The organism is Psychrobacter raelei (genome assembly GCF_022631235.3).
In the GTDB taxonomy this organism is placed as follows: Bacteria; Pseudomonadota; Gammaproteobacteria; order Pseudomonadales; family Moraxellaceae; genus Psychrobacter; species Psychrobacter raelei.
On the sequence record NZ_CP093310.2, the window covers coordinates 3116174 to 3129790 of the forward strand.

Genomic DNA, 13617 nt, shown 5'->3' on the forward strand with positions numbered 1-13617 from the left:
TGCTTGAACAGCGTAATGAGCATCTGCAGCAACAAATTGATCAAACAAACACGAGTCACGAACAACTACAGCAGCTTTTTAACCAAGTGGTTGAGGACAACCACAAGCTGTATGAAAAAGTGCTTGAACTCATCGAAAAGCAAAAGCAGCTTATTCACCGGCTATATGGACAAAAAAGCGAAGGCGTAACTGCCAGACAAACCCACTTAAATTATGAAGCGGCGCAAGAAGACTTAGCGGAGCTTGAACAAATCCGAGATGACTACCGTAGCGGCTTAAGCCAAGATGAGCTTGCCAAGCTCCCTGCTATCGATCCTATCGAGGCAGAAACCCTCATTGATGAGGGCGAGCTTGCTGACCAGCCGCTACCCTCAGTCACTCATCAGTCTAAAAAACCAAAGCGTGCTAAATACACGGTTATTCCAGACCACCTTGAGGTCAAAATCCTGGTTCATGAACCACTCACCACCGTTTGTGACTGCGGCTGTCAAATGACACAAATTGGAGAGGACAAACAAGACAAACTTGGCATTATCCCTAAGCAGTTTTATATTGAGCGTCACCTCTATCCTAAATGGGTATGCCGTGAGTGTGACACCCTTCATCAAGCGGCTGCCCCCAAGCAGATTATTAACAAAAGCATCGCCACCCCAGAGCTGCTTGCGCACATCCTTATTAGCAAGTATGCAGACCATCAGCCCCTATATCGGCAGAATCTTATCTATCAGCGAAGTGGGATAAATATCCCCGATGCCACCATGGCAGATTGGGTGGGACGCTGCGGCGTTGCCCTTGAGCCTTTAGCAAGTCGCTTGCACGCGCTATTACTGTCTGAACCCATCTTACATGCTGATGAAACGCCAGTATCTATCATGAAGAACCATGTAAAGGTAGGTGGTAAATCATTAAAAAAAGGCTATGTCTGGGCGTATCTCACGCCACAGCACAGTGCATTAAAGGCGGTGGTATATGACTTTGCCGAAAGCCGTCGTAATGAGCACCCTAAAGCCTTTTTAGGTAAATGGCGTGGTAAGCTGGTTTGCGATGATTACAGCGGTTATAAGTTTTTATTTCATCAAGGTGTGACTGAAATCGGTTGTCTGGCCCATGCACGGCGTAAATTCCATGAACTGCATGTCACTGGGCAAAGTATCGTGAGTATTGAGGCATTAACGTTATTTAGGCAGTTGTATGCCATTGAACGTGAGATTGATGAGCGATTTGAAAAACACACACCCCCAATACCAAGAGACCCCAAAATAGTTCGGCAAATCAGGCAAGAGAAGGCCAAACCGATTGCAGATAAGCTGCATCAATGGTTACGAGAAAAAAGACAGTTAACCACTAAAAATGCCAGTATTACTAAGGCAACTGATTATTGCCTGAAACGTTGGCAGGCGCTGACATGTTACTTAGATGATGGCAGGTTACCGATTGATAATAATTGGGCGGAGAATCAGATGCGTCCGTGGGCACTTGGGCGTAAAAACTGGTTGTTTGCTGGTTCGCTACGAAGTGGGCAGCGTGCTGCGAATATTATGTCAATCATTCAGTCAGCTCGCTTAAATGGCTTGGATGTGTCTGCTTATTTGATAGACGTGCTAAGACGCCTGCCTACTCAAGATGATCTGGATGAGCTGTTACCTCATCGATGGATGCCACCTCAATAGGGGTTGGTCGGATGCTTACACTGGTGTGCTCAATACAATAAAAGCACTATTAGCTTAGCGTATCATTAGCTTATCTACGAATCACCGCCCTGCTTTTTCAGCACTGCATAATAAAACCCATCACCGCCTGCAGGCGCTTGAGCGTTGACTTGCACCTCATCATCCGTGTCATCTTGAGCCGTTGCGGGCGCTAATGCTTCTGTCATTTTATAAATCGGTAAGCACTGACGACCTACTTCTTGCTCAATCCCCCAGTTGGTTTCACTGTCAAAAGCGATTGCTACCGCATCGTTATGACGATTTAAGAAAGCTTGCATCTGCTCTACGTTTTCTTGCTTTAATATTGAACAAGTGACGTATAACAGATAACCGCCTGTCTTAAGCTGTGGCCATAAGTTATCCAAGATTTGCTCTTGTAATTGTGCGGTGTGCTGCACATCCTCCTCATGACGTAGCAAGGTGATGTCTGGATGACGGCGGATAACTCCCGTCGCAGTACAAGGCGCATCAAGCAGTATTGCATCAAAACCAGCCGACTCATCACTCGCCTGTGTGGCTTGCCAAGTGGTCGCATCGACGCACTCGATTTCCAAATGCAGTTTACTATTGACTACTGCCGCTGGCAGTTGCAAACGCTCTAGATTTTCAAAAATACGCGTGATACGTGGCGCTTCGTTATCAATTGCAGTCATTTCAACTTTATCAATAGCTGACTCTTGACTATCAGACTGTTTCACGTGAAACAAACCTGTTTGTTGTTTTTCTTGATTGCCTAATAGCTCAAGCCAATGTGCCAGTTTGCCACCTGGTGCCGCACACGCATCCAGCAAACGTATGTGTTCTGCTGGATTGGCGCTCATCACTTTCTGCAATAACGCATCGATAATAGGTGCAGCCAGCTGTGCATGCGCATCTTGTACGCTTGCAATGCCTTCCTCAAACTCAGGCAGACGGCTAACAGGGACACTGTCAATCAGCTCAATAGCGTGTTGTTTAATACCCATAGTTTCGCCCGTATTAGGCATTTTGAGGGAGGTTTCTAATGAGATTAATTCTGCAGAGATTTCTTCTTCTGCCAGCTGATTGATGTAACTCTGACTGTCTATTTGCAGTCCATTTACCCGCAAAAACATCGGTGCGGATTGACGTAGGCTTTGGGTCAACTCATCATAATGCTCACGCCAATCTGCTTTTAATTGCTGAGCCAACCAGTTCGGTAAGCTGTGGTTTTTGTTGGCTTTTTTGCGGAATTTATTGGGATTTTTCGCTACTTTGCGTAGTACCGCATTGACCAAACCTGAGGCACGTGCGTAGTCAATGTGTTTCACCGCTTCTACGGTTTCATGGATGGCAGCGTGATCGGCGACATTAAGATATAACAATTGAGTAATGCCCAATTGAATGGTGGTGCGCACCTCAATCTCATCAATGGGGTTATCCGCGAGGCTATCGAGCAAGCGTGCCGTGGCATGCCAGTGGCGTAAAGTCGTCAGCAATAAAGCATGCGCAAAGCCTTTGTCATCCCCATTTAAACTGTTTAATAGAGGATCTAAAAGACCGCTTAGTGACTGACCTTGTTGAATAGACAACAAGGTATTAATCACAGCGACACGGACGTTTTTGTTCTGAGTGGTGCTATTTGGTTTACTGCTCATTGAATGCCTAATTATAATAATTGAATGGGTTATGTTTTATTACTTGACTAAACTTACTCAGGCTAGATATTTAGCGACTGGGAATTATTTATTTGTGCTGGCTGTACGGTAGTTCCAGAGGCACAATAAATAACGCCCTGTCGCTTAGTCGCTTAGTCGCTTGGTCGCTTGGTCGCTTGATAAGCTTAAAACTCGTTATTCTTTGCGTAACGTCAATGATTCAAAATATATTACTCTGGCGCAGCGACAAATTTATCGCCATCATCAAGCTGACTACCATGACAGACTTGCTCAGCGGTGACAGGCTTGCTGCCAGCAAACTGTAGTTTAGTGAGACGCAAGGTTGTGCCCTCAGCCTCGGCATCTTCTTTACCGCAAGCCACTAAAATCGCATTTTTACCGACACTGATGACCGTACCAGGTTCTACAACGGTTGTTTGCGACGCATTTACTGGCAACGCTGCCAATACTTTGACCCGTTTAGGCTCGCTGTTACCTTCTGGATCTGCCAAAAAGGTGTAAGCCCCTGGATAGGGATGCATACCACGAATTTGACGCTCGATATGTGCTGCTGACTGTGTCCAATCAATTTCGCCTTCAGCTTTGCTTAGCTTCTCAGCATAAGTGGCAAGACTGTCATCCTGCTTTTGGGCCTGCGTCTGATATTTTGGTAAATCTTTTAGTACTTCAACGATAGCATCAGCGCCCATATCCGCCATTTTGTCGTGTAGGCTCTCTGTGGTTTCATCGGCTGCAATATCATAAGATGCTTTATACAGCATATCGCCTGTGTCCAGCCCTTTATCCATCTGCATGATGGTAATGCCAGTTTGCGCATCACCCGCAAGCAGCGCACGGTGGATGGGCGCTGCACCGCGCCAACGCGGTAATAATGAGGCATGAATATTTAAGCAGCCATACGTTGGCGTCTCTAACACGCCCATAGGCAAGATAAGTCCATAAGCGGCAACCACCATCACATCCGGCTTATAATTAGCCAATGTTTCACGAGCTGCCAACCCCTCCTCCACCGACTTTTTAAAGGTCAGCGGCTGTTCAACCGGCAGATTGTGCTCAAGTGCCAATTGCTTCACAGGCGAGGCAGTAAGTTTTTGACCCCGGCCTGCTTTACGATCTGGCTGAGTGTAAACAGCCACAATTTCAATGTTAAGCTCATTTTGCTGCTCGATAAGTGCTTTCAAACTGATGGCAGCAAATTCTGGGGTACCCGCAAAAATCACACGCTGTCTGGTAGAAGAGTTGTTATTAGTGCTCATAATTTTTATTCGATATACAGATGATAGGAATTAAGATAGCAGTAAATACCTCAAACTTGAGTCTGCCTTTGCTTCATTATAGTGAAATTATGAGCACCCTGCCATGAAACCTAAGGCAGTCTGGCAATTAACCTCAAAGCTGACAGTAAAAAAGCCCTCCTTAATGCTAAGAAGGGCCAGTGTAAGAAGTGTTGGTCTATGATGAATTGTGTCAAATTAACTAAACCAAAAACTCATCTCAATTAGTCAGCCGCTACCGCCGTCAAACGTTCAAGATAGCGAGCAATCAAATCGACCTCGATATTGACAGGCCCACCCACTTTCCAATGACGCGCAATATTGGTTACCTCAGCGGTATGGGGAATAATATTTAAGCAAATAATATTGTCTTTCACCAAGTTGGTGGTTAGGCTGATGCCGTCCACTGTAATTGAGCCTTTGGTCGCTGCATATTTTTTTAATGCTTCTGGAATGGAGATTTCAATATAAATAGAGCGTGCATCCTCTGTCATCACCTCCACAGTACCGACACCATCTACGTGACCTGATACCATATGACCGCCGAAGCGAGTAGTGGGCAGCATCGCTTTCTCTAGATTTAAAGTATCGCCTTGTTGCCAGTTGTTCATGGCGGTCTTCGCTAAGGTTTCACGTGAAACATCTACTGCATAACTGTTGCTGTCCATATCTACCACAGTCAGGCAGACACCATTACTGGCAATAGAGTCACCCAATTTTACATCACTAAAGTCCAAATCATCAGACTCAATGACCAAACGCACATCTCCACCCACTTCGGTGATAGATTTTAATGTACCTGTGCTTTCAATAATACCTGTGAACATACCTACTCCTATATTTATTAACATTGCAGAAAACCTGCTAAACCTTACTACGACCTCATTATATAACTGTAAATTCAGCCTCAAAACCCTCTGTGGATAACTTTTTAAAACTCAAACCTGTGAAACCTAGCAGGTTCCACAGCAAAAAACTTATCCACAACCCATCAAAAGGTTCCACATGGAACTTAATCGGACCAAAGTTCCACGTGGAACCTTTGTTTTATAAAGGCTTTGCGACAAAGCACTGTTATTTTGTTTCATGTGAAACCTAATTAATCCACAACCTATGTTTCATGTGAAACTTTTGATACCGTGCCAAATTTTATAATATCTGGTCTGTGGATAACTTTTTAACACCGTCATGATTCATTCTTTACTGGCCAACTATCAAGGCACCAAGCTTGATAGTAGCGTCAAATGACGGCAGTCACCTTCTTGCAAAATACCAAACATTTGTCGGCATATATTGATACTTCAATGATGACTTATTGGCATACAGGCTTATATACCAGCTTCAAATCTGAACCTACTTCAGACACGCTTACCCGCTCAAACCTGTGCTGCAAAAACAAGTTATCCACAGTTAAGTTCAACATAGGTTTTGCGCTGTGTCCCAATAAACACGGGGCCTGATACACAATAAGCTCATCCACTAATCCCGCTTCAATGAAGCTGCCTGATACCTGTGATCCCGCTTCGACAAGCACATCTTGTACTTGATATTGAGTCACTAACTGATGAAGTAAGGCAGTTAAATCATTCTCAGCCCAAAGTAGAGTGTCTGGGCTCTCAAACACTTTATAATGTGCCTGATCAAGCCGCTGTCTTCTATCTAATACCACAATCTTAGGCTGTGGCACCTTATCTAAGGCCACCCCCAATTGACTTGAGCGCACATTTAGACTGGGATTGTCATCAATAATGGTCTGGCTTCCGGTAATAATGGCACCACTGAGCGCCCGCAGCTTCTGTACATCCTCACGTGCTGCAGGGCCTGTAATCCACTTAGACTCGCCCGATGCCATGGCTGTACGGCCATCTAAGCTACTGGCTATCTTTAGGCGCACATAAGGCATTTGAGTACGCATGGCCTTTAAAAAGCCTAGATTCAACTGCTCTGCTTGCTGGGTAGATACGCCTACTGTCACCTCAATACCCGCCGCTTTTAACATGGCTATACCGCGACCAGCCACCTTTGGATTGGGGTCTAGCCCCGCCACCACTACTCGAGATACCCCTGAGTTGATCAAAGCTTGGGCACAAGGTGGGGTTCTTCCGGTATGGCTACAAGGCTCTAAAGTGACATAGGCAGTGGCACCTTTTGCATTATCTTTCGCTTCTCTTAAGGCAAAAACTTCAGCATGTGGCTGCCCTGCCTGAGGATGATAACCCGTGCCTACTATTAAGTTATTATTCACAATAACACAGCCTACAGCAGGGTTTGGCCTAGTAGTAAACAGCCCTTTTTTGGCCTCTTCAATGGCCAAATTCATGTAGTAAAAATCTTGCTTTTTTGGGGGTGTATTTGAGCCTATTTCTAAGGCATGATTGGCCGCATTTTCAACCCTAGTTTGCGGCTTATTTTCAGCCAATTGTTCGACCTGATTTTCAATCGAATGCTTGGCTATATTTGGGAATAAATCATTGGCTAACGTGTCAAAAGCATCCTCAGAGGATAGCGAAGTAGTTGACGGTGTGGAGGGTGAGGTAGTCATAAGATAAACAGGGCTCCATATAAACAAGGAAGGGCCTATAACGGCCCATAATCAACGGTAAAAACTGCCCCATACAGAGCTATTGGTCATCGACTGGACGAATATTTTGTAACTCTTGGCGAAAGGCTTCTATGTCTTGAAAGTCTCGATACACACTGGCAAAGCGCACATAAGCGACGTCATCAAGCTCTTTGAGTTCACTCATTACCACTTCACCCAAGCCTTTACTGCTAATCTCACGCTCGCCCAATTGACGAATGCGCTTCTCAATACGGCTAATCATCGCTTCTTGCTCATCCAAGGTTACCGGTCTTTTTTGCAGTGGTAATTGGATAGATCGTTTTAGTTTTTGGGAGTCATAAGGCTCAATACGCCCGTTAGACTTGATAATTCGTGGCATCACCACCTCTACTACCTCAAAGGTCGTAAAGCGTTCTTGACACTGATTGCACTGGCGGCGACGGCGCACCTGAGCACCTTCAGCCGCTAAGCGTGAATCAATAACCTTGGTGTCATCTGCATTACAATAGGGACACTGCATAATAGGCTCTCAATAGATTGCTAAAGAATGTTTTTGTTATTTACCGATACAAAAGCTGCCAAAGATACGACCCAATAAGTCATCTGCACTAAATTCACCAGTAATCTCACCTAAGCTATACTGACCTTGACGTAGGCTTTCAGCCACCAATTCGCCTGCTTGATATATCACCAATTGTTGATGTGCTTCATCCACATGCTGCTGTGTACGGCGCAAAGCATCTAGGTGACGGGTGCGGGCAATTAGGCTGTTTTCGGGGGGATGAAAGCCGACTTTATCGCACAAACTAGCGATTAATTCTGGGATACCTTGTGAGGTTTCACATGAAACATTAACCTGCTCATACCCTAAAATATCTGCCTTATCTGCCAACTTATTGGCACTCTCACCCTTATCTTCAACTAAATCGCGCTTATTACCAATAAGCAGCAGCTTACTAGGATCAAAGTTTGGGGTGCCATCTATACCTTCTCCAAACAGTTCTGAAGCCAGTTTTAAGGGGTCAACTTCTTGAGATAAATCATACACTAACAACAGCAAATCCGCTTGATTGATAGCGGTACGAGCTCTTTCGATACCTATACGCTCTACAGCATCTGTGGTGTCACGCAGACCTGCGGTATCAGTCAAATGAATGGTCAGCCCCTTGAGCACTATGGTTTCTTGCAACGTGTCACGCGTGGTGCCGGCCACATCGGTGACAATAGCACGCTCTTGACCTGCTAAGCTGTTTAGCAGGCTTGATTTACCCGCATTGGGGCGACCGGCCAATACCACGTGCACCCCATCGCGCAAAAGCTGACCTTGTTGGGCTGTGGATAAGATGGTGGTTAACTGCTGCTGTATGCGCTGTAACTTGCCCTCAATAACCCCATCGCTTAAGAAGTCCACATCCTCTTCATCAGGAAAGTCGATGGAAGCTTCGACATACAAACGCAGCTCAATTAACGCCTCTAATACCTCATTAATCTTGTTAGAGAAAGCGCCGGTTAAAGAGCGGATAGCACTACTGGCAGCAGCAGCACTGGTGGCATCAATGGCATCAGCAATGGCCTCTGCTTGTAGCAAGTCTAGTTTGTCATTATCAAAGGCACGGTAGGAGAATTCACCTGCTTGAGCTTGATGCGCACCAAGCTCAAATACGCGCGCTAACAGCTGGTTTTGCAATATCATGCCACCATGACCCTGCAGCTCGATAACGTCCTCACCTGTGAACGAATGCGGCGCTTTAAAGTACAAGACCAGGCCTTCATCTAGCACATTGTTATTGGCATCGTAAAAACGGCAAAAACTGGCCAAACGAGGCGTAAAACTCTCCTTACCGGTCAGTGCACAGGCAATGGCATAAGCTTTGGGGCCTGACAGTCGAATAATCCCTACGCCGCCGCGACCGACAGGGGTGGCGATGGCAGCAATGGTGGTGGTGTGTGTCATATTTTTTGGCTCAAATTAAGAGTGAGTGACGCAAGCGATAATCATAAGCGCTCTGCGCGGATTTGGCTGTACGCTTATGTTGCCGATATTATGTCTTATAGTAGGTGTTAAGGGATGGATATTCAATGATGGCCCTAAAAAAACAAAAGCACCCATACAAGACATATAGGTGCTTTTTTATAGCTGTTTAGATCATAAAGCGGTAGGCATAAGCCTAATGCTTGAGCGTATTAGCTTGCCATTTTGGCCGCTTTTTCTCTTTGCTCACGTTCTACTTTTTTGTTCACGATATACTGCTGACCCATAGTGAACAGGTTATTCACAGTCCAGTACAATACCAAGCCTGCTGGGAAGAATAGCATGAATAGCGTGAAAATAATCGGTAAGAACTTCATCACCTTAGCCTGCATAGGATCTGTCGGCTGCGGACTGAACATCTGCTGCGCGAACATACTGGCACCCATCAACATAGGTAAAATGAACCAAGGATCCATCGCTGATAAGTCTTGAATCCATAAGATCCAAGGCGCATGACGTAGCTCAACACTCTCAACCAATACCCAGTACAAGGCTAAGAAAATAGGCATCTGTAACAAGATTGGCAAACAGCCCGCCATTGGGTTAACTTGCTCTTCTTTGTAGATGGCCATCATCTCTTGTGACATCTTCATACGGTCATCGCCGTGCTCTTCTTTTAAGGCTTGCAGACGCGGAGCAATAGCACGCATCTTAGCCATCGAATAGTAGCTCTTATTTGAGAACCACATAAGCGCAATCTTGACCAACAAGGTTAGGGCAATAATTGACCAACCCCAGTTGCCTATGACTTTGTGAATGCCTTCTAAGATAGCGAACAACACTTTTGAGATGGGCCATAAGAAGCCATAATCCACAGTTTTGTTCAAGCCGGGTGCCACTTCAATCAATGATTCTTGATCTTTTGGACCCGCATATAAGGTTGCCGTAACGTCTTTTTGCTTATTGGCAGGAACAACGATGGGCTCACTGTTCATACCGATGAAATGATCGCCTGCTTTTTCACGGCTGAAGAACTGACCTGTAAAGTTATTCGGGGTCCAAGCTGATACGAAGTAATGCTGAACAATACCCACCCAACCTTTATCGCTGGCTGCTGTTAGCTCACCATCATTGAAGTCTTTGAACTTAAGCTTGTTGTAATCATCATCTGGTGTACCCCAAGCACCGCCCAGATAGGTCGCCATGCTTAAGGCACCTTTATCAGACATACCAGGATCTTTACTGCTATCACGTTTTAATTGAGCAAAGACTTGACCATTCCATGGCTGAGTACCTGTGTTATTAATATTATAATTAACACGGATAGGATACTTGCCTTGGGTGAAGGTAAAGCTCTTAGTAATGGTCACGCCATCTTGTTTGTAAGTCAGCGGTACGGTTAACGTCTTTTGACCGGGCTGCATTACATAATTATCAGACTGATAGCTGTATTTTGCACGGCCAGAAGCAGTATCGATACCATTAGGACCAATCAAACCTGACTGAGCCACATACACACGTTGACCTGAGTCTTCTAATAAAACAAACGAATTATCGCTGTGTAATTTAGCATTATAGTCACGCAATGCTGCGTACACCACATCGCCACCTACCGGATCAATCTTAACTTGATAACGGTCTGTGGTGACATTGATAAGCGTTCCCGCTTTGGCTTCTGTACTCTCGCTATCCGCTTTGCTTGACGGGATATCAGTTGCCGTGGCTGCAGGTATATCACTAGCACCAGCTGTGGTCGGAATATCGGCCCCCGTGGTGGAAGTGGATACAGAAGGGGTTACTGCGTCTGCTGATGTGGCTGGCACATTGGCATAGTCCTTCTGCCAAGCAAGCACCAACAAATATGCGGTAATCAGCATCGCAATGATGATGAGCACCCGTAGTATCTTTTGCATAAGATTGTCCTAAACAACTCAAAATGAATGTTCTAAATTAACACTTAAAACGTAATCGTCACCGGTAGCTCAGGCCTTTGTCTGTTTGCCTGGGCTTAATTTTTTATAGCAAAACCTGTGACTTTGGTCGCTACAGTACCTTTAAAACGTTTACAAAATGGTGACTATTTTACTAAAAAACCATGGTAAATGATATAGAAGGCATATTTCAGACAAAAGATGACATAAGCATTACTTTAAGTGTTATTAAATTCAGCTTACTTTTTGGTATGAGTCTGCTCTGTTTGATAGGTGCTGGCTTTAATAGGAGCTTTAAAGGTGTTATTTAATCGAGACACATAGCTAATTTTGTCTTTATAAACCCCTCGACCTACTAATGTTTCACGTGAAACACTGTTATCTATAGCTGTAAATACCATTTTATACAAAGGCAGCGGCACAAAGTCGATCCCATGCCCACCAAGGGGATGACAACTGCCTATACGCTTTAGCGTAAGCCAACCGCCTTTGCCCGCACCATGCCACAATATGGCTGTTTTGCCATACTCAGAGCAGGTCGGATAATAGCGACACCGACCCGGTAAGGCAGGACTTACAAAGCGCTGATAACCGTGAATAATTGCCAATAACATGCGTGAAAGAAAACCGCTTATTGGAAGACTCATGGCGCTCTCCTTAGCTTAACACCCCATTGATCACACAGGCTCGCCAAGCTTATTGTCTAAAACAATCAGTGCCTCAAATAATCAGCCGCTGGACATCACTTGTCTTTATGTTTGACATCTGCAGCTGTAGCGCGCCGCTGTTTAGAGATAACCTTGGATAAAATATCTGAAATTTCCTGACGCATTTGCTCATTACTCAGTGCTTTGGTCGATCTTTTTAAAATAAATACCACATCAAGCGCTGGCAACTGGGCATGCGTATGTCTAAACTGCTCACGAATGATACGTTTTATGGTATTTCTGGCTACTGCGGTCGGGATTTTTTTCTTAGTAATCGCCATACCCAGTCGGGCCTGCAAGTGATCAGAATCATAAGCAAACGCCATAAAGTGGGTTTGATGAACCTTAAACAGCGGCTGATTAAATACCGGTTTAAATTCGGCAGGCTTCAATAATCTTTTTGCTTTGGGATAACAGTAGTCAGTCATGAGGGGTCAACATACAATAAAAAAATAACGGTGATTTTTAGTTTTTAAATACCATAAGCAAAAAAAGCACCTAATAATTAGGTGCTTTTAATAAAATATACGAATTAACGTGTCTATCAACAGTTTTCCAGTAATTAAATATTAATTACACAGTTAAACGATGACGACCTTTTGCACGACGACGTGCTAAAACTTGACGGCCTTTTTTAGTTGCCATGCGAGCACGGAAACCATGGGTGCGCTTGCGTTTGATAACGCTTGGCTGGAATGTACGTTTCATAAATCACCTTTGACAGCAAAGAAATTAAAAATAAATAGAGTTCACTAAGAATTTGTAGTAACGAACGATTATGCCAGTATTTTTGTTAATTGTCAATAATAAATAGCCTGTTAACATCAGCTTGCAATCCTTAATTCATCACAGGTTGCGCTAAAAACAGACCTATCTAATCTGCACTTTTTTGTCGTTTGATTAGCCGCTAGTGCCTCAATTTCTGATTAAAAAATTGCTCATAAATCGCCTGTCAAATACAACTTATTTAAGCTTAAATAATCTTAAATTTTGCAGAGCTTAGTGACCAAAACTCACCAAAACAAATGACAATAAATATTAATAAAACCATGTAATAAAAATCATCTATTAAATCTTGATGATAGTGTAGATTATCTTAAATATTGACAGCGGCGGTTTTTTACTCAGTCCAGCCATTTGGTACTGCAAAATTAAAAGCTCATTGTTTGACACTCATGTCACTTCAACTTTCTCCCCGCAACACCTAATATGCGTTTTATCACTACTGTAAAAATCAGATCCTGTGCTGTGTTTAGATCACTGATGCTTAAGATATCTTTGGGTATACGAGTTATCTTTTGCTCAAATTAATTGGCGGTTTGCTAAAGGTGTTTGATAGCGCTCTGTACAACCTAGTCACTTGCTTTGATTGGTTTAATGACTGTGACTGAATCAATCAGCTTACTGCTAAATTTTTTGTATTTACTCTGATTATCCTCAAAGAGCTTTGTTTTAATACATGTTTTATACAGCTGCTGTGCCTATTATCAAAAACTTATCCACAGCACACGGTGTCCCCTATAACTATATATATAATAGTTCTTTTGTTATTATTAGTACCCTTGTTTTCTGTGAATAACCACTATAATTCGTTATAAATCATATACTTAAACTGTGGTTATTGCTGTTGATAACCTGTTATTAAAACCTGTATAACTTAGCTATTTTAGTTATCCACAGATTTAACCACAAAGTTATCCACAACATAATTTTGATGATATTTATGATTTAGTGTGGTAAAGTACCCCCACGAAATAAGACAGACAGGTTAATTATTACTGTCTATTTTGCTTTTTTTGTCCGTTTTATTAGGGTTAATGGGTC

General features: G+C 43.8%; 11 protein-coding genes. 1 reads left to right on the plus strand and 10 read right to left on the minus strand.

Annotated elements, in window-relative coordinates; translation table 11 throughout:
- The first annotated feature begins 23 nt into the window (after positions 1-23).
- Complete coding sequence (gene tnpC / locus MN210_RS13065) at positions 24-1670, plus strand: IS66 family transposase (protein WP_425605647.1); 1647 nt, start codon at positions 24-26, stop codon at positions 1668-1670.
- A 74-nt stretch (positions 1671-1744) separates the two neighbouring features.
- Here the strand turns inward: tnpC and MN210_RS13070 are convergent, their stop codons facing one another.
- The 10 genes from MN210_RS13070 to rpmH all read right to left on the minus strand — a co-directional run bounded on the left by MN210_RS13070 (position 1745) and on the right by rpmH (position 12501).
- Complete coding sequence (locus MN210_RS13070) at positions 1745-3325, minus strand: transcription antitermination factor NusB (protein ID WP_241878799.1); 1581 nt, start codon at positions 3323-3325, stop codon at positions 1745-1747.
- Positions 3326-3555: 230 nt separating this feature from the next.
- Positions 3556-4602, minus strand: a complete 1047-nt coding sequence (fmt, locus tag MN210_RS13075) for a methionyl-tRNA formyltransferase (RefSeq protein ID WP_241878800.1) — start codon at positions 4600-4602, stop codon at positions 3556-3558.
- Positions 4603-4844: 242 nt separating this feature from the next.
- Positions 4845-5447: a riboflavin synthase gene (locus MN210_RS13080; protein ID WP_241878801.1), complete on the minus strand. Its 603-nt coding sequence runs from the start codon at positions 5445-5447 to the stop codon at positions 4845-4847.
- A gap of 485 nt (positions 5448-5932) precedes the next feature.
- Positions 5933-7039, minus strand: coding sequence for a bifunctional diaminohydroxyphosphoribosylaminopyrimidine deaminase/5-amino-6-(5-phosphoribosylamino)uracil reductase RibD (gene ribD / locus MN210_RS13085; RefSeq protein ID WP_425605656.1), 1107 nt, complete (start codon positions 7037-7039; stop codon positions 5933-5935).
- A 202-nt stretch (positions 7040-7241) separates the two neighbouring features.
- Complete coding sequence (gene nrdR, locus MN210_RS13090) at positions 7242-7703, minus strand: transcriptional regulator NrdR (RefSeq protein ID WP_110817245.1); 462 nt, start codon at positions 7701-7703, stop codon at positions 7242-7244.
- A 36-nt stretch (positions 7704-7739) separates the two neighbouring features.
- The gene (mnmE, locus tag MN210_RS13095; RefSeq protein WP_338412337.1) at positions 7740-9137 is read right to left on the minus strand and encodes a tRNA uridine-5-carboxymethylaminomethyl(34) synthesis GTPase MnmE; all 1398 of its coding nucleotides are present in this window, start codon (positions 9135-9137) and stop codon (positions 7740-7742) included.
- Between the two features lie 230 nt (positions 9138-9367).
- Positions 9368-11068, minus strand: coding sequence for a membrane protein insertase YidC (gene yidC, locus MN210_RS13100; protein WP_011961599.1), 1701 nt, complete (start codon positions 11066-11068; stop codon positions 9368-9370).
- 257 nt (positions 11069-11325) lie between these two features.
- On the minus strand, positions 11326-11733 hold the full coding sequence (gene yidD, locus MN210_RS13105; protein ID WP_241878802.1) for a membrane protein insertion efficiency factor YidD: 408 nt from the start codon (positions 11731-11733) through the stop codon (positions 11326-11328).
- Between the two features lie 95 nt (positions 11734-11828).
- Positions 11829-12221, minus strand: a complete 393-nt coding sequence (gene rnpA, locus MN210_RS13110; protein ID WP_110817249.1) for a ribonuclease P protein component — start codon at positions 12219-12221, stop codon at positions 11829-11831.
- A gap of 145 nt (positions 12222-12366) precedes the next feature.
- On the minus strand, positions 12367-12501 hold the full coding sequence (rpmH, locus tag MN210_RS13115; RefSeq protein ID WP_007394757.1) for a 50S ribosomal protein L34: 135 nt from the start codon (positions 12499-12501) through the stop codon (positions 12367-12369).
- Positions 12502-13617 lie beyond the last annotated feature (1116 nt).

What these genes read in the sequence shown, in the direction of transcription:
- MN210_RS13070 (WP_241878799.1), bottom strand. Translation starts at nt 3,325, where the DNA reads ATGAGCAGTAAACCAAATAGCACCACTCAGAACAAAAACGTCCGTGTC.
- fmt (WP_241878800.1), bottom strand. Translation starts at nt 4,602, where the DNA reads ATGAGCACTAATAACAACTCTTCTACCAGACAGCGTGTGATTTTTGCG.
- MN210_RS13080 (WP_241878801.1), bottom strand. Translation starts at nt 5,447, where the DNA reads ATGTTCACAGGTATTATTGAAAGCACAGGTACATTAAAATCTATCACC.
- nrdR (WP_110817245.1), bottom strand. Translation starts at nt 7,703, where the DNA reads ATGCAGTGTCCCTATTGTAATGCAGATGACACCAAGGTTATTGATTCA.
- mnmE (WP_338412337.1), bottom strand. Translation starts at nt 9,137, where the DNA reads ATGACACACACCACCACCATTGCTGCCATCGCCACCCCTGTCGGTCGC.
- yidC (WP_011961599.1), bottom strand. Translation starts at nt 11,068, where the DNA reads ATGCAAAAGATACTACGGGTGCTCATCATCATTGCGATGCTGATTACC.
- yidD (WP_241878802.1), bottom strand. Translation starts at nt 11,733, where the DNA reads ATGAGTCTTCCAATAAGCGGTTTTCTTTCACGCATGTTATTGGCAATT.
- rnpA (WP_110817249.1), bottom strand. Translation starts at nt 12,221, where the DNA reads ATGACTGACTACTGTTATCCCAAAGCAAAAAGATTATTGAAGCCTGCC.
- rpmH (WP_007394757.1), bottom strand. Translation starts at nt 12,501, where the DNA reads ATGAAACGTACATTCCAGCCAAGCGTTATCAAACGCAAGCGCACCCAT.